Here is a 19,024-nt window from a genome sequence, read left to right on the forward strand (position 1 = left end):
CATCAGCCGTTCCATGGCAATGATCGAGTTTGATCGCGACGGCATCGTGCTGGATGCCAATGAAAACTTCTGCAAGACCATGGGCTACCGCGCCGAAGAAATTCGCGGCAAGCATCACCGGATTTTCTGCGAAGAGGCCTACACCCACACCGATGCCTACGCCAAACTCTGGCGCGACCTGGCGCGGGGCGAGCCCCTCAGTGGCACCTTCATGCGGTTGAACAAGCATGGCCAGGAAGTGTGGCTGGAGGCCAGTTACATGCCGGTAATCGGTGCCGACAACCAGGTGCAGAGCGTGATCAAGGTGGCCTCGGACATCTCGGCGCGGATTCACCGCGAGCATGAAAACCAGAGCCTGATCGACGCCATCGGCCGCTCCATGGCGGTCATTGAATTCACCCCGCAAGGCCAGATCCTGAATGCCAACGACAACTTCCTGAAGACGGTGAAGTATTCCCTCAGTGAAATCGTCGGCCAGCACCACAGTCTGTTTTGTCATCGCGGTGAGACCGATTCGCCGGCCTACAAGGCATTCTGGGCCTCGCTCAACCGCGGCGAATATCACTCCCACCGCTTTGAGCGCAAAGATAAATTCGGCCAAACGCTGTTCCTGGAAGCCTCCTACAACCCGATCTTCGATGCCAACGGGCGCCTGTACAAAGTGGTGAAGTTCGCCAGCGACATCACCGACCAGGTCACCACCTTGCGCACGGCTGCCGACTCGGCTCACGCCACCTCGGTGCAAAACGACGCCTGCGCCCGCAAGGGTTCGGAAGTGGTGCAGCAGACCGTGCAGATCATCGAAGAAATTTCCCGTGACCTTAACGAAGCGGCCGTGAGCATCGACGCAGTGAGCAAGCAGTCGGACATCATCGGCACCATCGTCCAGACCATCCGCGGCATCGCCGACCAGACCAACCTGCTGGCGCTGAACGCCGCAATCGAAGCGGCCCGAGCGGGTGAACATGGGCGCGGGTTTGCGGTGGTGGCGGATGAGGTGCGCAGCCTTGCGGCGCGAACCAGCCAGGCGACGATCGAGATTGTGGATGTGGTGCGCAAGAACCACGACCTGTCGATCAGCGCGGTGTCGAGCATGCAGTCGAGCCTGAGCCGCACGGGGCTTGGGGTGGAGCTGGCGAATGAGGCGGGGCAGGTGATCCTGGAGATTCAGGAAGGGTCACGGCATGTGGTGGATGCGATCAGTCAGTTCAACTCGACACTGCAATTGCAGTAACACCGCAGATCAAATGTGGAATGAGCTTGTGTGGGAGCGGGCTTGCTCGCGAATGCGGTGTGTCAGTCAGCACATGGATTGACTGACACACCGCATTCGCGAGCAAGCCCGCTCCCACATTTGGTTTGTGGTGTGGCTTAGATCGCAGCCAGGGTCTCTTTCACGTTCTGCGCCTGCGGGTCAGCGGTCTTCGCCGCTACCTGCTGCGCCTGCTGCTCCTTCAGGCGTTCTGCAACTTCCTTGGAAATAGCATCCTGCTTGTCCTGAGGCATGTTCTTCACATCATCCTCGGTCAAACCCTGTTCCTTGAGCAGTTGCTCGCGGATGCGCTCAGCCGGGCTTTTCTTCATGTAGTCGGTGAAGTCACTGCGGGCCGACGTGGTGGAGTCAGTCTTGGCCGTATCGGTGGTCGAGGCGGTTGCGGTGGTGGCTTGCAACTGCACACGGGTCTTGGCGAAGGCGGCATTGATGTTGTCGGCAGTGGCGTCGGCCGCTGCCTGTGTGGTCGATACAGTGGTAGTGCCCTGTTGCACGTTTTGCGCGGCACCGCTGTACAGCGCGCTGGCCGCGGCGTTGGCCGGGTCCATGTCTGCGCGCTTGATGCGTTGGATCGTCGACTGAGCCTGGGGGTTGTTGTTGATCAGCATGATCAGGACACCTGTGGATGTGGGCGGTGCCACAGGTGGAGCAATTAGCGTGCCCAGTGGTATGGCCCCGTGTTTACGGGGGCTTTGGGCCGCTACCGTCGGCAAGCGTTGGCGTGCCGACGGCCATTGTTTGCCGCTAGTGGGCAATGTTCTCCAGCGCCAGGTTGCGGGTGCGCGGGCCGAACCAACTGATGGTGATCATCACGATCAACATGCTGCTGGCGATAAACGCCAACACGCCGGGCGTGCCGAGGTGTTCGAGGATCACACCGATCAACAGGCTGCTGAACACCGTCGACAACCGGCTGAACGAATAGCAGAAACCCACCGCCCGGGCGCGGATGTTGGTGGGGAACAGTTCGCTCTGGTAGGAGTGATAACTGAAACTCAGCCAGGCGTTGCAGAAGGTGATCATCACCCCGCAGATCACCAGGCCCACGGCGGTGGTTTGCAGCGCGAACAAACTGCCGAAGATCACCGCGCCGAGCGCCGAGCCGACAATCTGCCATTTGTTCTCAAACCGGTTCGCCACCTTCACAAACAGCAGCGGCCCCAACGGGTAGGCGAGGGTGATGATGAAGGCATAGCCCAGGCTGTGAGTGACGCTCACGCCCTGGCCCGAGAGCAGCGCCGGCAGCCAGTTGCCGAAGCCGAAAAAGCCGATGGCCTGGAACACATGAAACACAATCAGCATCAACGCCCGGCGCCGGTACGGCGGTTGCCAGATATCGGCGAAGCGCCCTTGGCCCTGCACGCTGACGGCTTGCGGTTCCGGCTCATCGAGTGGCTTGCCGTGGTCTTTCCGGCAGCGCGCTTCGAGGCTGTTCATGATCTGCCCGGCTTCGTCGAAACGGCCTTTTTGTGCGAGCCAGCGCGGCGATTCCGGCAGGCGCTTGCGCAGTTGCCAGATAAACAGCGCAAACACCGCACTGCTCACCACTACCCAGCGCCAGCCGGAAATCCCGAACGGTGCCTGGGGTACCAGCCACCACGACATCAACGCCACCGCCGGCACCGACAGGAACTGGATGAAAAACGCAAAGGCGAATGCCGAGCTGCGCATGCGCTTGGGCACCAGTTCCGAGAGGTAGGCGTCGATGGTCACCAGTTCGATGCCCAGGCCGATGCCCACCAGGAAGCGCATGCAGATGATGCCCAGGGCGGAGGTCTGGATACCCATCAACACGGTGGCGACGGTGTACCAGATCAACGCAAAGGTGAAGATCGCCCGGCGCCCGTAGCGGTCGGCAATCGGGCTGAGCAGGCTGGCGCCGAGGAACAGGCCGAGAAAGGTCGCCGAGGCAAAGGCCGCCTGGTCGGAGAAGCCGAATACGCCCTGGCTGCCGGTGTGGAAAATTCCGTCACTGATCAGGCCGGGGCTGATATAGGCAGTCTGGAACAAGTCATACAGCTCGAAAAAGCCGCCAATCGACAGCAGCGCCACCAGGCGCCAGACAGTGGCGACGGCGGGCAACCGATCAATGCGCGCGCTGATGTGCGCGGCGCGGATCGGGTCGATACCGTCTGCAAGAGAGGGTGAAGACATGGGCAGAAGACTCAGTAAGTGATCGGGATCTCGAATTCCTGGAACGCATCATCCACCGGTTGGTAACCCAGCACACGGGTTGTTTCGCTGAGGTCCAGGCGTTTGAAGCGGTTGTTGGAAATGCCATGGGCGATCAGGTGTTTCACCCCGATGGTTTCCACCGAGCGTTGCAGCAGTTGCACGGCGTCGCGGGGGCTGAGCCAGGCGCTGAGGTCGCGGGCGTTGTTCAGGTCGTGGGTTTCGGGGAATTCAAACGCACCGATGCGCAGGGCGATGGTGGAGAGCGGGGTTTTGGCCGCGTAAAAACCGCACAGGGCTTCGCCGTAGCATTTGCTCACGCCGTACAGGTTGGCGGGCAGTACCGGCATGCCCGGCGTGATCTGCCGGTCTACCGGGTAGCCTTCGATGGTCTGGGCACTGCTGGCGAACACCAGGCGCTTCACACCTGCGGCCACGGCGGCTTCGAACAGGTAAGTGGTGGCCAGGATATTGTTGGGCAACAACTCGTCGAAGGTCGCGCTGGCGTGGGGGATGCCCGACAGGTGCACGATCACGTCAATCCCGTCGAGCAGGGCGGCGAGGGCGGTTTTGTCGCTCAGATCGGCGTGGATGAAACGGTGTTCGCCGAGGGCGAAATCCGGCTCGATGCGGTCGGTGAGGGTGAAGCGGTAGCGGTCTTTCGAGGCTTCGAAAAATGTCTTGCCGATGCGGCCGCAGGCGCCGGTGAGCAGTACGTTGAGTCCGTTCATTGGGTAGTCCTTGTTTTTAGTTATGGCCGCCGAGGGCGAAGGTTTTGAAGCCGGGGCGTTGGCTGAGGGTTTCGTAGTAAGCGCTGACCGCCAGGTAGGACGAATGCTCCATGGGCGTCATCCACCAGCGGTGCACCGACAGGCCGATGAGGATGTCGGCGAGTGTGAAGTCGTTACCGGCGACGTAGGCGCCGGTTTTGATCAGTTGCTCTTCGAGCAGGCCCATCTTGTCGTTCCAGCTTTTTACCCCGGCTTTGACGCGTTGCGGGTCCTGGTAGTCCGGGTTCTTGCGTACCAGAGCGTGGAAGGCGTAGCCCCACGACGGGTTGAGCTCGGTGGCTTGCCAGTCCATCCATTGCTCGACCCTCGCACGGGCGACCGGCTCGGTGGGCAACAGGTCGTGGCGTTGGTGCAGGCCCACGAGGTAGCGGCAGATGGTGTTGGATTCCCACAGTACGCCGTTGTCGTCGATGATCACCGGGACTTGGGCGTTGGGGTTCAGGGCCAGGAATTCGGGGGACTGGGTGGAGGCGAAGCCGATGCCCCAGTCTTCGCGGTCGTAGGGGATATCCAGTTCCTGGCAGGTCCACAGGACTTTTCGCACGTTGATGGAAGAAGTGCGACCGAGGATTTTCAGCGAATGGCCCATGGTGCTTTCCTGACGAGGTAGAGAAGGCAGGGGGCAATTTAGCAGGGGCCAGAAGGCACGGCGAGGGTGTTAAGTGGGCAGGATCAAAAATGTGGGAGCGGGCTTGCTCGCGAATGCGGTGTATCAGTGATGGAAAGGTCGGCTGACACACCGCATTCGCGAGCAAGCCCGCTCCCACAGTTTGACCGCGTGCGGTCTGTTAGATCAGTGGTGATTCCAGGTCCATCAGCTTGCCCATCAGCAATACGCCCAACTCACTCAACTGGTGAATCGCCAATGCGGTGTCGCGGTCTTTGCCGGTGAGTTCATCAGACAGGTCGAGCAGTAACGTGCTGACCGAGGAAAACGTCTCGTAGCTGTTGGCGATCAGGCTTTCGCTGCTGGCGTCGGGGCTGACGGTGAATAAGGAAGGAGGATTGGGAGTAACTTTGAACATAAGCGTGACCTCTATCTGGGCCATCACCTGATCGCTACTAAACGAAAGGGTGGCGGCTGCACGCAGGTTAGTAGACCGGCAAAGTCACACAAAAATCCGGCGCGCCACAAGGGCGCCCTGCGCACAGCCACCATCAAGCACAGACACGTAAGTCTGATAGATGAAGCTCATGCTCATTCTGTATGACTGTCCAGGCTACTAAACCCGATCACTGAGAAATTCAGCGACCGGGCAACCTTAGAGAGCCCTACCCAGGCGCACAAGCCGGCGGATTCTGACGTACCTGTAGGTAACGGAGCAAGGCGCTGCCATCAACACCAGCCACTTCCTACAGCTACCGCCTAGGTACTCTCGCGCACCTTCAACTCAAACCCCATGTCCACCACCGGCCGGGCGATCTTGTTGCCGGCCATCACCGTCAACAAATGCTCTGCCGCCCGCCGGCCAATGGCTTCACGCGGGGTGCTGATGCTGCTCAAACGCGGCACCATGAACGAGGAAGACGGCAGGTCGTTGAAGCCCAGCACCGAGATCTGCTCCGGCACCTTGATGCCATGGCGCAGCGCTTCCAGCAGCGCACCTTGAGCCAGGTCGTCGTTGCCAAAGAAGATCGCGTCCACATCCGGATGGCTGGCCAGCAACTGCAGGAACAATTCACCACCCAGGCCCAGCGACGATGGCCGTGGCGTCAACACTTCCAGCGCAGGGTCATACAACCCCGCCTGTTGCAAAGCGCGCCTGAAACCCTCACCGCGCAACAACGTGCGCTGGTCCAACTGAGCGCCAATGTAGGCCAACCGCTTGCGCCCCCGTGAGATCAAATGCGCCGCCGCTGTTTCCCCGGCGTTCAATTGCGAAAATCCTACGCAGTTCAGTCTGGCGCCCGGGTCCAGGTCCATCATGTACACACACGGCACATTGCTCGATTCCACCATGCGCCGGGCACTTTCCGTACGGTCAAACCCGGTCAGCAGCAAACCCCGTGGCTGGTAGGCCATGTAGTTGCGCAGCAGGTCTTCTTCTTCGTCGCGGGAATAGTGGGTGTTGCCGATCAGCACTTCAAAGCCCTTGGGCCGCAGCACCTGGTGGATGGCTTCCAGGGTTTCGATAAACAGCAGGTTGGACAGTGACGGCACCAACACCACCACCGACTGGCTCTGGGCAGATGCCAGGGCACGGGCGGCCGGGTTGACCACGTAGCTCAGTTCGGCGGCGGCTTTTTGCACTTTTTCCACCAGTTCGGTGGCCACGGTGCTGATGCCGCGCAAGGCCCGGGAGGCGGTAATCGGGCTCACGCCAGCCAGGCGGGCCACTTCATTGAGGGTGGGGCGGCCCGTGGTGCGGGTATTTTTATCGTTCTTGGGAGTCATCAGGCGGCTTGCCAAACAAAAATCGAGGCACTAAGGTAGCGCTGTCTCCAAGACCCTGCAAATTCTTGAACGTCGGGATGCCTGTTCCCGTTCAAACCTTTGGAGCAGATGCACGCGTCACTCCATAAAAATGACAAGACGGCGCGGGAAAAGCCTGTTTTTGCACTAGCCTTACAGCGTGCAAAGGTAGCGCTATCTGCGTCTTGAGGTGTTTCATGAGTCAACCTGTTACTGCCCTCGTGATCATGGGTGTTTCCGGCTGTGGCAAGTCCAGCGTCAGCGAGGCCCTGTGCCTGCTGAACGGCGCCACTGCCATCGAAGGCGACAGCTTTCACCCCGCCGCGAACATCGAAAAGATGAGCGCCGGCCATCCCCTTAACGACGAAGACCGCGCCGGCTGGCTCGACATCCTGTGCGATGAGCTGCGCCGCTCGCTCAAGGCCGGCGAGCATCCGGTGCTCACCTGTTCGGCCCTGAAGAAGAAATACCGCGACCACCTGCGCGAAGCCGCGCCGGGCCTGGGGTTTGTGTTTCTGGAGCTGACCCGCGAAGTCGCCGCCGACCGTGTATCCCATCGCCCCGGCCATTTCATGCCGGCCAGCCTTATAGACAGCCAGTTCGCCACCCTGGAATCCCCGGTGGGCGAGCCGTTGACCCTGGCCCTCAACGCCAGTGAAGACAGCGTTGAAGAACTGGCCGAGCAAACCAATGCCTGGTGGCTCGAACACGGCTTTGAACCAAACAAATAATTTTTTGCCGGACAAGATAGCGCTGTCCGCCTGCACTGAATTTTTTACCGGCTTTAATAACAACAACAAACAGGAGAGACCCCCATGTTTGGCTTGTCCCACGATACCTATCTGCTGCTCGATGCAGTGGTGACCATCATCGGCCTGATCGTGTTGATCACCCGGTTCAAAGTCCACCCGTTCATTGCGCTGATCATCGCCGCAGGCTTTCTCGGCCTGACCTCGGGCATGCCCGTGGACAAGATCATCAAGGCCTTCCAGGACGGCTTCGGCGGGGTGCTCGGCTTTGTCGGGATTATCCTCGCGCTGGGTACGATGCTCGGCAAGATGATGGCCGATTCCGGCGGTGCCGATCAGATCGCGCAAACCCTGGTGCGGGCCTTCGGCAAGGAGAAGGTGCAGTGGGCAATGATGTTCGCCGCGTTCCTGGTGGGCATTCCGCTGTTCTTCGAGATCGGTTTTGTGTTGCTGATCCCGCTGGTGTTTATCGTTGCGCGCCGTACCGGTGTGTCGCTGATCAAGATCGGCATTCCGCTGCTGGCCGGCCTGTCGGCGGTGCACGGCCTGGTGCCACCGCACCCGGGCCCGCTGCTGGCGATCGGCGTGTTCGGTGCCGACATCGGCAAGACCATTCTCTACGGCCTGATCGTCGCGCTGCCTACGGCGATCATCGCCGGCCCGCTCTACGGTTCGTTTATCGCCAAGTACATTCCGGGCAACCCGTCCCAGGAACTGGTAGACCAACTGGCCAGTGAGCAACCGGAGTCCAAGACCCTGCCGAGCTTCAGTATCACCCTGATCACCGTGCTGCTGCCGGTGTTCCTGATGCTGCTGAAAACCTTCGCCGACGTCGCCCTGCCGGACGGCCACGTGATCCGCAACTGGATGGACATGATCGGTCACCCGATCACCGCCTTGCTGCTGGCTTTGCTGTTGTCGTTGTACACCTTTGGTCATCGCCAGGGCATCGGCTCCAAGCAGATCCTCAAGCTGCTCGACGCCAGCCTGGCGCCGACTGCAGCGATCATCCTGATCATCGGTGCCGGTGGTGGTTTCAAGCAGATGCTGGTGACCAGCGGCGTAGGTGATGTGATCGGCCATATGGCGGTGACCGCGCAGATCAACCCGATCCTGCTGGCCTGGCTGGTAGCGGCGGTGATTCGTGTGGCTACCGGTTCTGCCACCGTGGCGACCATTACCGGTGCAGGCATTGTGGTGCCGGTGGTGGGGATGATCCCGGGGGTGAACCGCGAGTTGCTGGTATTGGCGACGGGGGCGGGCTCGCTGGTGCTGTCTCACGTCAACGATGCGGGGTTCTGGCTGGTGAAGCAGTACTTCAATATGACCGTGGCCGAGACGTTCAAGACCTGGACGGCGATGGAGACCATCCTGTCGGTGGTGGCGTTGGGCTTTATCATGTTGCTGTCGCTGGTGGTCTAGGCGGTAAGTGATCGTTCCCACGCTCCGCGTGGGAACGCATCCTGTGACGCTCCGCGTCACAAGCGGACGCAGAGCGTCCAAGGCGGCATTCCCACGCAGAGCGTGGGAACGATCATTCCTGCCGTTGGATCGGGTCAGGCGTCAGCTTTCTTGACCAGCCCATCCGCCCGGAACATCGCCCGGATGCCCCGCACCGCCTGGCGAATCCGGTCCTGGTTTTCGATCAGTGCAAAGCGCACGTGGTCGTCACCATACTCACCAAAGCCAATCCCCGGCGACACACACACCTTCGCCTCAAGCAGCAGCTTCTTGGCAAACTCCAGCGACCCCATCGCGGCGTACGCCTCGGGAATCTTCGCCCAGACGTACATCGACGCCTTCGGGTTCTCGACCATCCAGCCCAGCTCATGCAGACCTTTCACCAGCACGTTACGGCGCTGACGGTACTGCTCGGCAATGTCTTTCACGCACTGCTGATCGCCTTCCAGCGCCGCAATCGCCGCCACTTGCAGCGGGGTGAACGTGCCGTAGTCGTGGTAGCTCTTGATCCGCGCCAGGGCGTTGACCAGTTCCGGGTTGCCCACCATGAAACCAATGCGCCAGCCGGCCATGTTGTAGCTCTTGGACAGGGTGAAAAACTCCACCGCGATGTCCTTGGCGCCCGGCACTTGCATGATCGACGGAGCTTTCCAGCCGTCGTAGACGATGTCGGCGTAGGCCAGGTCATGCACCACCAGCACGTCGTACTGCTTGGCCAGGGCGATCACCCGTTCGAAGAAGTCCAGCTCCACGCACTGTGCGGTGGGGTTGGACGGGAAGCCGAGGATCATCATCTTCGGCTTGGGGATCGAGCCACGAATCGCACGTTCCAGCTCAGCGAAGAAGTCCACCCCCGGAATCAGCGGCACCGAACGCACCTGGGCGCCGGCAATCACGGCACCGTAGATGTGAATCGGGTAGCTGGGGTTGGGCACCAGCACCGTGTCGCCCTGGTCCAGGGTGGCCAGCATCAAGTGCGCCAGGCCTTCCTTGGAACCGATGGTCACGATGGCTTCGGTTTCCGGGTCGATGTCCACTTCGTAGCGGTCTTTGTACCAGCGCGAAATCGCCCGGCGCAGCCGCGGAATGCCTTTGGAAGTGGAGTAACCGTGGGTGTCTTCGCGTTGGGCGACGGTGACCATTTTTTCCACGATGTGCGGTGGAGTGGCGCCGTCCGGGTTACCCATGCTCAAGTCGATGATGTCTTCGCCGCGCCGACGCGCAGCCATCTTCAGCTCGGCAGTGATATTGAACACGTAAGGGGGGAGTCGATCTATGCGCGCAAAGCGGCGCGGCGAACGGGGTTCGGCCATTGTTGCCTCGAAATACGTAAGCGCCCGGAACCGTCCGAGCGACGTCGGCCACTGCGGTGGCCTGCGGGGCAGACAATACGGTCGGTGATGGCCAATTGTCCAGATGCTGTGGGAAAAATTTCTGTTTGGAGTGCGACGGGGATATGCCCCTATACTCGACGCGGGTTTGTTCCCTCATAAGAAGGAGACTGTTCAGATGGATCAACAGACAAAACTGCCGTTACAGCCGCGCATGGAAGAGGGCAAGGCCCTGGTGATCGCGGGTGTGCAAGGGCGTTATTCAAAGGCCACGATTGGCGATATTCCCAAGTTGTGGGAGCTGTTCGACAGCTGCTTCAAAGAGATCAAGAAACGCGTCGGCGGCGTAACCTATGGCGTGTGCTACAACGCCAAACACGATGAATTTGACTACCTGGCCGGCGTTGAAGTACCGGCCAAGGGCGATGTACCGAGCAACTTCCAGTCGATTGAAATCCCGGCCCATCGCTATGCCGTGTTCCCGCATTTTGGCCCGGTGCAGGCGCTGGCGCAGACCTATGAACGCATCATGTTCGAATGGCTGCCGGCCTCCGGGTACAAGGTGGTCGGGGCTGATTTTGAGCGCTACAGCGCCGATTTCGATGTGGGTAAAGGCACGGGCTCCGTGGAAATCTGGATCCCCATCAACGCCGAATCCACCTGACCGCGCCACCGGCAGGAGCGAGCACGTTCGCTCCTGCAATGGCCTCTCAATACAGCGTGGCCTTGACCCGCTCCGGCATCTCGCGGTCATAGGCTTCGGCGTCGAACGCCCCATCATTCAAGCGCTTGTGAAACGCCCCGGCGGAGGGCAGTGCCGAGCGATCCAGATGCTTTTCCGGGTTCCAGCAATCGGAGCGCACAAAGGCTTTGGAGCAATGGAAATATGCCGCCTCCACCTGCACCAGAATCACCGAACGGGCCGCTTTGCCATTTACCGCAAAGCTCTCCAGCAACTCTGGCTCGATGGAAATCTGCGCCCGGCCATTGACCCGCAACGTCTCGCCAATCCCCGGGATGATGAACAGCAACGCTATACGCGGGTCCACCACCAGATTACGCAGGGTGTCGAGGCGGTTATTCCCCGGCCGATCCGGAATCGCCAACGTGCGCTCGTCGATAATTCGTACAAAACCTGGCACGTCGCCACGGGGCGAACCGTCGATGCCGTCCGGGCCGGATGAACTCACCACCACCAAGGGTGACGCGCGGACCATGGCCTGGTAATCCTCGTTGAGAAACGGGATTTCCTTGCGCACGGCCCGCTCGTGGGGGAGGCCGTAGAGGGTTTCGAGTTGTTCCAGGGTTGTTAGCATCTTCACCAGCTCCTTATTGTTTAAAACACCCACGCCAACCGGCGCTCATACCCAATCCGCCCCTTATACGCCTCCCCGCTGTCCACCCAGCCCTGCTGCAAATACAGCCCCATCGCCGCCACATTATCCGTGTCCACCGACAGCTCCAGCGCCTTGATCTGCGGCCAAACCAGGCGCGCGGCGGCGGGGAGGGCTTGCAGGCAGGCTTTGCCAAACCCCAGGCCTTGCTGATGGCGATCGACTTGCAACGCATGCAGCGTGGCGCTGTGTTCATCCGCCCAATGGGGCAGGCAGGGTGGGCGTTTGAGCAGCAGGAAGGCCACGGGAATGTTGTCGGCGAGTAACGCAAAGCCTGCCACGCCAGGGTTCGGATTGACCAGCAGGGTGTTCAGCGCACAGTAGATATCGCCGGAAAAACCCAGTTGTTCGGGATGCACTTCCAGGGCGTTGAGTTGCTGTTGTTGCAGGGCAGTCAACGTCTGATAGGCGACGAGGCGGGTTTCCATCGGCGTAGCATCCGAAATCCTACAAAGAAGCGCGGATTCTAGCGGGTTTGCGGTAGTCGCAATTATTTTTTGCGGGACTGTCGATTGGCCCGGGGCTCAGTCGACTAAGGGGGTCTTCAGTGATTTTTCCCGCAAGGAGTATCGCCATGAGCACCGCAATCAGCAGCTTGATCGAACAATGGAAACAGGCGGTCACCGCCAAGGATGTCGAGAAAATAGTCAGCTTTTACGCCGACGATATCGTCGCGTTCGACGCCGTTAGCGCCCTGCAGTTCAAGGGCAAGGCCGCCTATCAGGCGCACTGGAAGGCGTGCATGGAGTTCTGCCCGGGCCCCGGGGTTTTTGACTTCCATGAGATGCGTATCGTCGCCGGCGATAACAGCGCCTTTGCCCACTGGCTCGCGCACTGTGGCGGCACCGGGCCCGACGGCGTACTCAAGACCTGCTGGATGCGCGTCAGCGCCGGCTACCAGCGCGTTGGCGGCGAGTGGAAAGTGGTGCATGAACATTGGTCGGCACCCTTCGACATGGAAACCGGCGCCGGTCTGTTCGACCTGAAACCTTGAGCGTCGCGAACTATAGTCAGTTGTCCGAAAACGGAGAATCCCATGAAATACCTCTGCCTGATCTATAGCAACGAACAGGTGCTGCACGATTCGCCCGACAGCCCCAAGGACCCGGAATGTTTCGCCTATGGCCAGTCCGTGCAGGCCAGCGGGCGCATGCTCGCTGCCGAGCCGCTGGAGTCGGTGAGCACCGCCACCACCGTGCGCATGCGCAACGGCAAGTTGTCGATCACCGACGGACCGTTTGCGGAAACCAAGGAGCAGCTCGCCGGGTTTTACCTGATCGAAGCCAAGGACCTGAATGAAGCGATCCAGGTGGCCGGCGGCATACCGGCGGCTCGGGTCGGCAGTGTGGAAGTACGCCCCGTGCGTGAATTGAATCTCTGATCACAACAATAAAACCCAGGAGGTTTCCCATGAGCATTCAACCCAAACCCGCCGAATTTGAACTGTCCATCAGTCGCTTGATCGATGCCCCTCGCAGCCGCGTGTTCCGCGCCTGGACCGAGCCGGCCTTGTTGCAGCAGTGGTGGGGCCCACACGGCATGACCACTCCCGAGTGCGAAATGGACCTTTGGGTGGGTGGGCAATTTCGCACGCTGATGCGCGCGCCGGACGGCAGCGAATACCCAACCCAGGGCGTATTCCTGGAGATTACCGCCCCCAGTCGGCTGGTGTTTACCGACGCCTTCACCCCCGGCTGGATCCCTTCGGGCCAGCCATTCATGACCGCAGAAGTTACCTTTGAAGACGTCGACGGCAAAACCCTCTATACCGCCCGCGCCATGCACTGGAGCGCCGAAACCAAGCAGGCCCACGAAGCCATGGGCTTTCACGAGGGCTGGGGACAGAGCCTCGACCGGCTGGTGACGCTGGTGACCGAAGGCCTGCGCGATTGACGGTGCAGGCCCGGGTTGAAGCGGTTTATCGCAGCGAATCGCGGCGCATCCTGGCGACCCTGATTCGCTTGCTTGGCGATTTCGACCTGGCTGAAGAAGCCTTGCACGAGGCGTTCTTCGTCGCAGTCGAGCGCTGGGGGCAGGACGGTGTGCCGGATAACCCCCGGGCCTGGCTGGTCTCGACCGGGCGCTTCAAGGCCATCGACCGTTTACGTCGCCAGGCGCGTTTTACCCCGTTGTTGCAGGCGCAAGCTGATGCGCTGGAAGCGGCAGACTGGAGCGTTGAAGACGTGGAAGACGACCGCTTGCGCCTGATCTTCACCTGCTGCCATCCGGCGCTGGCGGCGGATGCCCAGGCGGCGCTGACCTTGCGTGAGATCTGCGACCTCACCACCGAGGAAATCGCCCGGGCGTTTCTCGCCACGCCCACTAGCATCGCCCAGCGCATCGTGCGGGCCAAGGGCAAGATCCGCGAAGCGAAGATCCCCTATCAGGTGCCATCCCTGGCGGAGTTGCCCGAGCGCCTGGACAGTGTGCTGCGGGTGATTTACCTGGTGTTCAACGAAGGCTATTCGGCGTCAATGGGCGCCGACCTGACCCGTGAAGACCTGACCCGCGAAGCGATTCGCCTGGGCCGTTTGCTGATGGAGTTGTTGCCGGAACCGGAAGTGATGGGCTTGCTGGCGCTGATGTTACTCCACGAGTCGCGGCGCCCGGCACGCACCTCGGCGGGCGGCGAATTGGTGCTGCTGGATGAGCAGGACCGTTCGCTGTGGGATGCGTCGTTGATTGCTGAAGGATGCGCCCTGGTGGAGAAATCCCTGACCACACGCCGCTTCGGGCCCTACAGCCTGCAAGCAGCGATTGCGGCGGTACACGCTGAAGCCGTGAGCGCCGATGAGACTGATTGGCCGCAGATCGTTGGGCTGTATGACGTGTTGCTTGGAGCGATGCCATCGCCGGTGATCGAGCTGAATCGCGCGGTGGCCGTTGCGATGCGCGATGGGGCGCAGGCCGGTTTGCAATTGGTGGACGGCATTCTGGCGCGGGGGGAGTTGGTGGACTATCACCTGGCGTACTCGGCGCGGGGCGAGTTTTGTCGGCGATTGGGCCGAGTGGAGGACGCGCGGCGGGCGTTTGAACGGGCGCTGGCATTGACCCAGCAAGTGCCCGAAAAGCGCTTTATCGAGCGGCGTCTGGCCGAACTCAAATAGTGCAGGCGCCGGAGATCCAAATGTGGGAGCGGGCTTGCTCGCGAATGCGGTGTGTCAGTCAACATTTCAGTGACTGATCCACCGCATTCGCGAGCAAGCCCGCTCCCACATTTGTTCGATGTTGTCTTGATGAATGAGTTACGGCTGCTGACGCGTCGCCGCCAACACGATCTCGCGAATGCACACATGCTGCGGCTGCTGGTAGGCATAGGCAATCGCCGAAGCCACATCATCGGCGCTCAGCACGGTGCCGCCCATGTCCTGTTTCCACGCCTGGTAGCCGGTCTTGATCGCTTCGTCGGTGGTGTGGCTCAGCAGTTCGGTTTCCACCGCACCCGGTGCAATGGTGATCACGCGCACGTTGTGCGGCGACATTTCTTCCCGCAGATTTTCCGAAATTCCATGCACGGCGAACTTGGTGCCTACATAGGCGACGTGGTTGGGGAAGGTCTTGCGCCCGGCCACCGAGCTGACGTTGATGATGGTGCCGCCCTTGCGCTTGACCATGCTGCCGGCCACCGCATGGATGCCGTTCAGCAGGCCCTTTACGTTGACGTCGAGCATCTGCTCCCACTGTGCCGGGTCCTGTTCGCTGACCGCGCCCAGCAGCATCACGCCGGCATTGTTGATGAGTGCATCGGCCGGGCCGAATTGCGCTTCGGCTTCTTTCACCGCCGCCACCAGCGCAGCGCGGTCGGTGATGTCGACACCGCGACACAAGGTGTTCGGCAACTCCAGCGCATTCAGCCGGTCGACGCGGCGGGCCAGCAGCAACAGCGGGTGGCCGGCGGCCGACAGCAAGCGCGCGGTGGCTTCGCCAATGCCCGAACTGGCGCCGGTGATGATGATCAATGGCTTGCTCATGGTGGAACTCCTGAAATAAGAAAAACAAATAACTGAACGTGGAGCGCAGTATATTTAGCCCTCGGCTGGCTGAAAAATGCCTTATTCCTCTGTCTGTCATCGGTATTAACTATGGATGTGCGTCATCTCAAGGCGTTTCTCGCGGTATTCGAGGAACGCAATATCACCGCCGCCGCCCAGCGCCTGTTCATCAGCCAGCCGACGTTGTCGGTGACCATCAAGCAACTGGAAGAAGAACTGGGCGTGGCGCTGTTTCTGCGCCAGCCTCGTGGGGTCGAGGTCAGTGACGAGGCGCGGGTGCTGTACCCGCAAGCCCGGCGCATGGTGGCCGAGGCCGACGCATTGAGCCGCTTGTTTCGCGGGCGCGAAAACCGCATCGCCCTGGAACTGGGTGTGGAAGGCGATATTGCCGACAGTCAGATCGAAACTTTCCTGCGCATGGCGCACCAGGGCCTGCCGGGTTTGCTGCTGACCTTGCAGGAAGGCTGCGAAGGAGAAGGGCGCCTGGCGGTAGAGGAAATGTGCTGCGAGGACGAATTGTTCCTGCCGCTTTGGGAAGAGTCCTACGTGATGGCACTGCCGATTGCGCACCCGATGGCGGCGGGCGGCAAGGAGCAGGCCTGGGCGCCGATCGAAGACTGGATCACCTGCCCGCAGCATGATTCCCACCAACGGCTGATGGCCTTGTACGGCCGCTCGCCCCAGGCGGTGGCCGGGCATGCCGGTTCGTTGACCCAGGCATTGCACATGGTGGCGGCCGGTGTCGGCGTGGCGATGTTGCCGCAGTCGCTGGCGACGGAGCGGGGCGGGGTGGTGATTCGCCCTTGGCACCTGCCGGCACCGACGCGTCGGGTGGGCTTGTGCTTTGCCGCCCAGGCCCTGGAGTTGCCGGCGTTGCGGGCCTTGCATGAGTATTTCCAGAACAACCGCCCGCCGCAGATTGAAGCCGCCTGACGGCGCCTTTGAATTCACCGCAAATTCAATGTAGGAGCTGGCTTGCCTGCGATAGCGGTGGTGACTGACACACCGCTATCGCAGGCAAGCCAGCTCCCACATTTGATCTTCATTGTTGCGAATAGTGTGTTTCGGCGTTATTCCAGCATCTTGCCCAGCAACCAACTGCCGGCCGGGCCGGGCGGATGCTGGCGTGACCACAACGCGTCCACCGCCACCGAGCGCGGCCAGCCCCGGGCCTTGATTTCACACAGGTGGTCGCCGCCAAACCGCTCCACCAGCCAGCGCGGCAGCGGTGCCCAGCCAAAACCCAGCTGCGCCATTTCCATCAGCATCAGGTAACTGGGCGCTGACCACACTCGGCCCAGGCCGCGGGTTTCATTCGGGTTGATGATGCTCGCCAGGCGCAGTTCGCGGTGTTGTTCCAGGGTGTGCTGGTCGATGTCCGCAAGGTTCGCCAGCGGATGTCTGGGTGAGACAAACAGCGCGATTTCCGTGCGCTCTTCCACGGTGGTGCTGGTGAGGTCCGGCGGGTAAACCTCCTGCATCTCGATAAACGCAATCTGCGCCCGGCCACTTTGCACCAGGGCGATCAAGTCCTCGCATTCGGCGATCAGGCATTCCAGCTCCAGGTCCGGGTAGCGCTGCTCGAAGGCGCTGAGGGCGGTTTCGAAACGGTCCGACTGGTACGTATCGGACATCGCGATACTCAACTTCGGCTCCAACCCCTGGGACAACTGGCTGGCTGCCAACTCCAGGCGGCTGCTGGCTTCCAGCACCTGCTCGGCGCGTTGCAGCAGCACATGCCCGGCCGGGGTCAGCGTGGGCTTGCGGCTGCTGCGATCAAACAGCACCACGTCCAGGTCAATCTCCAGGCTGGCCACCGCCGCGCTGACGGTGGACTGGCTCTTGCCCAGCTTGCGCGCCGCCGCTGAAAACGAACCGTGGGTCGCCGCCTGCACAAACGCCTGAAGCACTTCGTGGGATGCCATGACTATCGCCTTGATCGATGGTTACTGGTTATGAAGTATCGAGTCAAAGGGTAATGATGGCAACCATCGTCACTCACGGAGAACGGGTCATGACACCCACCAAGTCGATTACTGAACGCGTTTGGCAGGCCATTGGTTTTGAAGGATTGGCCTTGTTGATCTGTACACCGCTGCTGGCGTGGATCATGGATAAACCGGCCCTGGAGATGGGCGTCGTGACCTTGGCCATCAGCCTTATGGCACTGGCCTGGAACGTGATTTTCAACGGCCTGTTCGACCGTCTCAAGGCGCGCCTGCAACTGTCCGGCGGGGTGTGGACCCGCGTGCTGCATGCGTTGATGTTTGAAGGCGGGCTGGTGGCGATCTGTGTGCCGTTGATTGCCTGGTGGCTGGACATCAGCCTGATGCAGGCGTTTATCCTCGACATCGGCGTGTTGCTGTTTTTCCTGCCGTACACCTATGTGTATCACTGGGCGTATGACGCCGCGCGGGAGCGGATTATGCAGAAACGGATGCGCACCGCGTAGGAGTCCGGCTTGCCGGCGATGGCGATTTTGGATACGTCATCGCCGGCAAGCCAGCCCCTACAGGGGTTGTAGGGAGGCCACAAAATCGAGGAACGCCCGCACCTTGGCCGCCGGCAAATGTCGCGACGGGTAGAAGGCATACAACGGGAAACGCTCGTCGGGCCAGTCGGGAAATAACTCGATCAACGCGCCGGATTCCAGCGCCGGTGCCAGCCCAAGGTCGAGCATTTGCGCCACTGCATGGCCGTGTTCGCACACGCTGTACAAGGTCCCTGCGTCGTTGACCACCAGCCGCCCGCTGGTGGCGATGTTGACCTGCTCGCCCGGCCGGTGGAATTCCCAGCCAAACGGCCGGCCGGTCTGGGAGTCGCGAAAGTCGATGCACACGTGCTGGCCGTCTTCCAGGTCCTTGGGGTGTGAAGGGCGACCATGCCGCTCGAGATAAGCTGGCGAGGCCAACGTCAGCACTCGCACTTCCATCAGCTTGCGGGCGATCAGCGAGGACGATTGCGGAATGCCAAAACGGATGGCCAGGTCAAAGCCATCCGCCACCAGGTCCCCGAGTTGATCCCGCGTGTGCAGGTCCAACTGCAGCTGCGGGTATTGGCTCATGAATTCACCCAGCACCGGCCCCAGCACCAGCCGCGAAAAGTACGGGTCGATGTTCACCCGCAAACGCCCGCGAACCGTCAGGGCGCTGTCGGCCGCCGAGCTGGCGGCTTCTTCCAGGCCGGCCAGCAGGGGGGCGATTTCCTGGTAGAAACGCCGGCCCTCGTCGGTCAATTGCACCGAGCGGGTAGTGCGGTCGAACAGGCGGATGCCCAAGCGTTTTTCCAGCCGCGAAATGGCCCGGCTGACCCCCGAAGGCGTCATCTCCAGGCTGTCGGCGGCGCGGGCGAAACTGCCGCTGTCGACCACGGCGGCCAGTACGCCCATGCCACCGGCCAGTCCTGGATCAAAACTCATGGGTGATTGCCTGTCAGGTATCCGAAAGCA

Annotated in this window: 21 protein-coding genes and 2 pseudogenes; 11 read left to right on the forward strand and 12 right to left on the reverse strand. The window is 61.2% G+C overall.

The window, feature by feature from the left end; all coding sequences use genetic code 11:
* Positions 1 to 19: 19 nt before the first annotated feature.
* Positions 20 to 643, forward strand: a pseudogene (locus tag HX824_RS32910) (PAS domain-containing protein); the annotation flags it as partial.
* Positions 644 to 808: 165 nt separating this feature from the next.
* Positions 809 to 1,234 (forward strand): annotated as a pseudogene (locus HX824_RS32915) (methyl-accepting chemotaxis protein); the annotation flags it as partial.
* 137 nt (positions 1,235 to 1,371) lie between these two features.
* Here HX824_RS32915 and HX824_RS11845 read toward each other — a convergent pair.
* From HX824_RS11845 to HX824_RS11870, 6 genes are all read right to left on the reverse strand, one after another.
* The gene (locus HX824_RS11845) at positions 1,372 to 1,881 is read right to left on the reverse strand and encodes a hypothetical protein (RefSeq protein WP_008431614.1); all 510 of its coding nucleotides are present in this window, start codon (positions 1,879 to 1,881) and stop codon (positions 1,372 to 1,374) included.
* Between the two features lie 136 nt (positions 1,882 to 2,017).
* Entirely contained in the window at positions 2,018 to 3,427 is a 1,410-nt protein-coding gene (locus HX824_RS11850) for an MFS transporter (protein ID WP_177054572.1), read from the reverse strand.
* Between the two features lie 11 nt (positions 3,428 to 3,438).
* Entirely contained in the window at positions 3,439 to 4,176 is a 738-nt protein-coding gene (locus HX824_RS11855; RefSeq protein WP_177054573.1) for an NAD(P)-dependent oxidoreductase, read from the reverse strand.
* Between the two features lie 16 nt (positions 4,177 to 4,192).
* Positions 4,193 to 4,825, reverse strand: coding sequence for a glutathione S-transferase family protein (locus HX824_RS11860; protein WP_177054574.1), 633 nt, complete (start codon positions 4,823 to 4,825; stop codon positions 4,193 to 4,195).
* Between the two features lie 199 nt (positions 4,826 to 5,024).
* Positions 5,025 to 5,261 (reverse strand): DUF6124 family protein, encoded by a 237-nt coding sequence (locus HX824_RS11865; protein WP_134327205.1) that lies wholly within the window; start codon positions 5,259 to 5,261, stop codon positions 5,025 to 5,027.
* Positions 5,262 to 5,602: 341 nt separating this feature from the next.
* Positions 5,603 to 6,634 carry a LacI family DNA-binding transcriptional regulator gene (locus HX824_RS11870; protein ID WP_177054677.1) on the reverse strand — a complete coding sequence of 344 codons (1,032 nt, stop codon included), beginning with the start codon at positions 6,632 to 6,634 and terminating at the stop codon, positions 5,603 to 5,605.
* A gap of 212 nt (positions 6,635 to 6,846) precedes the next feature.
* Between HX824_RS11870 and HX824_RS11875 the strand changes: the two genes are divergently transcribed.
* The gene (locus tag HX824_RS11875) at positions 6,847 to 7,380 is read left to right on the forward strand and encodes a gluconokinase (protein ID WP_087693163.1); all 534 of its coding nucleotides are present in this window, start codon (positions 6,847 to 6,849) and stop codon (positions 7,378 to 7,380) included.
* Positions 7,381 to 7,464: 84 nt separating this feature from the next.
* Complete coding sequence (locus tag HX824_RS11880; RefSeq protein ID WP_008431626.1) at positions 7,465 to 8,820, forward strand: GntP family permease; 1,356 nt, start codon at positions 7,465 to 7,467, stop codon at positions 8,818 to 8,820.
* Positions 8,821 to 8,954: 134 nt separating this feature from the next.
* On the opposite strand, the gene alaC is transcribed toward HX824_RS11880, so the two are convergent.
* The gene (gene alaC, locus HX824_RS11885) at positions 8,955 to 10,172 is read right to left on the reverse strand and encodes an alanine transaminase (protein ID WP_003213096.1); all 1,218 of its coding nucleotides are present in this window, start codon (positions 10,170 to 10,172) and stop codon (positions 8,955 to 8,957) included.
* A 196-nt stretch (positions 10,173 to 10,368) separates the two neighbouring features.
* On the opposite strand from alaC, the gene HX824_RS11890 reads away from it, so the two are divergent.
* Complete coding sequence (locus tag HX824_RS11890) at positions 10,369 to 10,854, forward strand: GyrI-like domain-containing protein (RefSeq protein ID WP_087693161.1); 486 nt, start codon at positions 10,369 to 10,371, stop codon at positions 10,852 to 10,854.
* A gap of 46 nt (positions 10,855 to 10,900) precedes the next feature.
* Here HX824_RS11890 and HX824_RS11895 read toward each other — a convergent pair whose 3' ends face one another.
* Both HX824_RS11895 and HX824_RS11900 read right to left on the reverse strand, forming a co-directional pair.
* Entirely contained in the window at positions 10,901 to 11,506 is a 606-nt protein-coding gene (locus HX824_RS11895) for a pyridoxamine 5'-phosphate oxidase family protein (protein ID WP_003213099.1), read from the reverse strand.
* 20 nt (positions 11,507 to 11,526) lie between these two features.
* Complete coding sequence (locus tag HX824_RS11900; protein ID WP_177054575.1) at positions 11,527 to 12,012, reverse strand: N-acetyltransferase; 486 nt, start codon at positions 12,010 to 12,012, stop codon at positions 11,527 to 11,529.
* A 146-nt stretch (positions 12,013 to 12,158) separates the two neighbouring features.
* On the opposite strand from HX824_RS11900, the gene HX824_RS11905 reads away from it, so the two are divergent.
* From HX824_RS11905 to HX824_RS11920, 4 genes are read left to right on the forward strand one after another with little or no spacing between them, the layout of a single operon-like run.
* Positions 12,159 to 12,578, forward strand: a complete 420-nt coding sequence (locus tag HX824_RS11905; RefSeq protein WP_003213104.1) for a nuclear transport factor 2 family protein — start codon at positions 12,159 to 12,161, stop codon at positions 12,576 to 12,578.
* A 42-nt stretch (positions 12,579 to 12,620) separates the two neighbouring features.
* Complete coding sequence (locus tag HX824_RS11910; protein ID WP_003213107.1) at positions 12,621 to 12,965, forward strand: YciI family protein; 345 nt, start codon at positions 12,621 to 12,623, stop codon at positions 12,963 to 12,965.
* A gap of 29 nt (positions 12,966 to 12,994) precedes the next feature.
* The gene (locus HX824_RS11915) at positions 12,995 to 13,477 is read left to right on the forward strand and encodes an SRPBCC family protein (protein ID WP_003213108.1); all 483 of its coding nucleotides are present in this window, start codon (positions 12,995 to 12,997) and stop codon (positions 13,475 to 13,477) included.
* Positions 13,478 to 13,479: 2 nt separating this feature from the next.
* Complete coding sequence (locus HX824_RS11920; protein ID WP_043225961.1) at positions 13,480 to 14,691, forward strand: RNA polymerase sigma factor; 1,212 nt, start codon at positions 13,480 to 13,482, stop codon at positions 14,689 to 14,691.
* Positions 14,692 to 14,829: 138 nt separating this feature from the next.
* Here HX824_RS11920 and HX824_RS11925 read toward each other — a convergent pair whose 3' ends face one another.
* Positions 14,830 to 15,555: an SDR family oxidoreductase gene (locus HX824_RS11925; protein WP_177054576.1), complete on the reverse strand. Its 726-nt coding sequence runs from the start codon at positions 15,553 to 15,555 to the stop codon at positions 14,830 to 14,832.
* A 111-nt stretch (positions 15,556 to 15,666) separates the two neighbouring features.
* Between HX824_RS11925 and HX824_RS11930 the strand changes: the two genes are divergently transcribed.
* A complete protein-coding gene (locus HX824_RS11930) occupies positions 15,667 to 16,509 on the forward strand; it encodes a LysR family transcriptional regulator (RefSeq protein WP_177054577.1) in 843 nt (280 codons plus the stop codon).
* A gap of 137 nt (positions 16,510 to 16,646) precedes the next feature.
* Here the strand turns inward: HX824_RS11930 and HX824_RS11935 are convergent, their stop codons facing one another.
* A complete protein-coding gene (locus HX824_RS11935) occupies positions 16,647 to 17,501 on the reverse strand; it encodes a LysR family transcriptional regulator (RefSeq protein ID WP_102369744.1) in 855 nt (284 codons plus the stop codon).
* Positions 17,502 to 17,590: 89 nt separating this feature from the next.
* Between HX824_RS11935 and HX824_RS11940 the strand changes: the two genes are divergently transcribed.
* Positions 17,591 to 18,028: a multidrug/biocide efflux PACE transporter gene (locus tag HX824_RS11940; protein ID WP_008432974.1), complete on the forward strand. Its 438-nt coding sequence runs from the start codon at positions 17,591 to 17,593 to the stop codon at positions 18,026 to 18,028.
* A 57-nt stretch (positions 18,029 to 18,085) separates the two neighbouring features.
* Here HX824_RS11940 and HX824_RS11945 read toward each other — a convergent pair whose 3' ends face one another.
* Entirely contained in the window at positions 18,086 to 18,994 is a 909-nt protein-coding gene (locus HX824_RS11945; protein ID WP_177054578.1) for a LysR family transcriptional regulator, read from the reverse strand.
* Positions 18,995 to 19,024: the final 30 nt, after the last annotated feature.

Origin of the sequence: Pseudomonas sp. D4002, assembly GCF_013385665.1 — a bacterium.
Taxonomy (GTDB): domain Bacteria; phylum Pseudomonadota; class Gammaproteobacteria; order Pseudomonadales; family Pseudomonadaceae; genus Aquipseudomonas.

Bases quoted from the DNA above. Each gene is read 5' to 3' on its own strand.
- HX824_RS11895 (WP_003213099.1), bottom strand. From the start codon at position 11,506: ATGCTAACAACCCTGGAACAACTCGAAACCCTCTACGGCCTCCCCCAC.
- HX824_RS11865 (WP_134327205.1), bottom strand. From the start codon at position 5,261: ATGTTCAAAGTTACTCCCAATCCTCCTTCCTTATTCACCGTCAGCCCC.
- HX824_RS11945 (WP_177054578.1), bottom strand. From the start codon at position 18,994: ATGAGTTTTGATCCAGGACTGGCCGGTGGCATGGGCGTACTGGCCGCC.
- HX824_RS11940 (WP_008432974.1), top strand. From the start codon at position 17,591: ATGACACCCACCAAGTCGATTACTGAACGCGTTTGGCAGGCCATTGGT.
- alaC (WP_003213096.1), bottom strand. From the start codon at position 10,172: ATGGCCGAACCCCGTTCGCCGCGCCGCTTTGCGCGCATAGATCGACTC.
- HX824_RS11875 (WP_087693163.1), top strand. From the start codon at position 6,847: ATGAGTCAACCTGTTACTGCCCTCGTGATCATGGGTGTTTCCGGCTGT.
- HX824_RS11915 (WP_003213108.1), top strand. From the start codon at position 12,995: ATGAGCATTCAACCCAAACCCGCCGAATTTGAACTGTCCATCAGTCGC.
- HX824_RS11890 (WP_087693161.1), top strand. From the start codon at position 10,369: ATGGATCAACAGACAAAACTGCCGTTACAGCCGCGCATGGAAGAGGGC.
- HX824_RS11900 (WP_177054575.1), bottom strand. From the start codon at position 12,012: ATGGAAACCCGCCTCGTCGCCTATCAGACGTTGACTGCCCTGCAACAA.
- HX824_RS11845 (WP_008431614.1), bottom strand. From the start codon at position 1,881: ATGCTGATCAACAACAACCCCCAGGCTCAGTCGACGATCCAACGCATC.
- HX824_RS11880 (WP_008431626.1), top strand. From the start codon at position 7,465: ATGTTTGGCTTGTCCCACGATACCTATCTGCTGCTCGATGCAGTGGTG.
- HX824_RS11910 (WP_003213107.1), top strand. From the start codon at position 12,621: ATGAAATACCTCTGCCTGATCTATAGCAACGAACAGGTGCTGCACGAT.
- HX824_RS11905 (WP_003213104.1), top strand. From the start codon at position 12,159: ATGAGCACCGCAATCAGCAGCTTGATCGAACAATGGAAACAGGCGGTC.
- HX824_RS11935 (WP_102369744.1), bottom strand. From the start codon at position 17,501: ATGGCATCCCACGAAGTGCTTCAGGCGTTTGTGCAGGCGGCGACCCAC.
- HX824_RS11860 (WP_177054574.1), bottom strand. From the start codon at position 4,825: ATGGGCCATTCGCTGAAAATCCTCGGTCGCACTTCTTCCATCAACGTG.
- HX824_RS11850 (WP_177054572.1), bottom strand. From the start codon at position 3,427: ATGTCTTCACCCTCTCTTGCAGACGGTATCGACCCGATCCGCGCCGCG.
- HX824_RS11925 (WP_177054576.1), bottom strand. From the start codon at position 15,555: ATGAGCAAGCCATTGATCATCATCACCGGCGCCAGTTCGGGCATTGGC.
- HX824_RS11930 (WP_177054577.1), top strand. From the start codon at position 15,667: ATGGATGTGCGTCATCTCAAGGCGTTTCTCGCGGTATTCGAGGAACGC.
- HX824_RS11855 (WP_177054573.1), bottom strand. From the start codon at position 4,176: ATGAACGGACTCAACGTACTGCTCACCGGCGCCTGCGGCCGCATCGGC.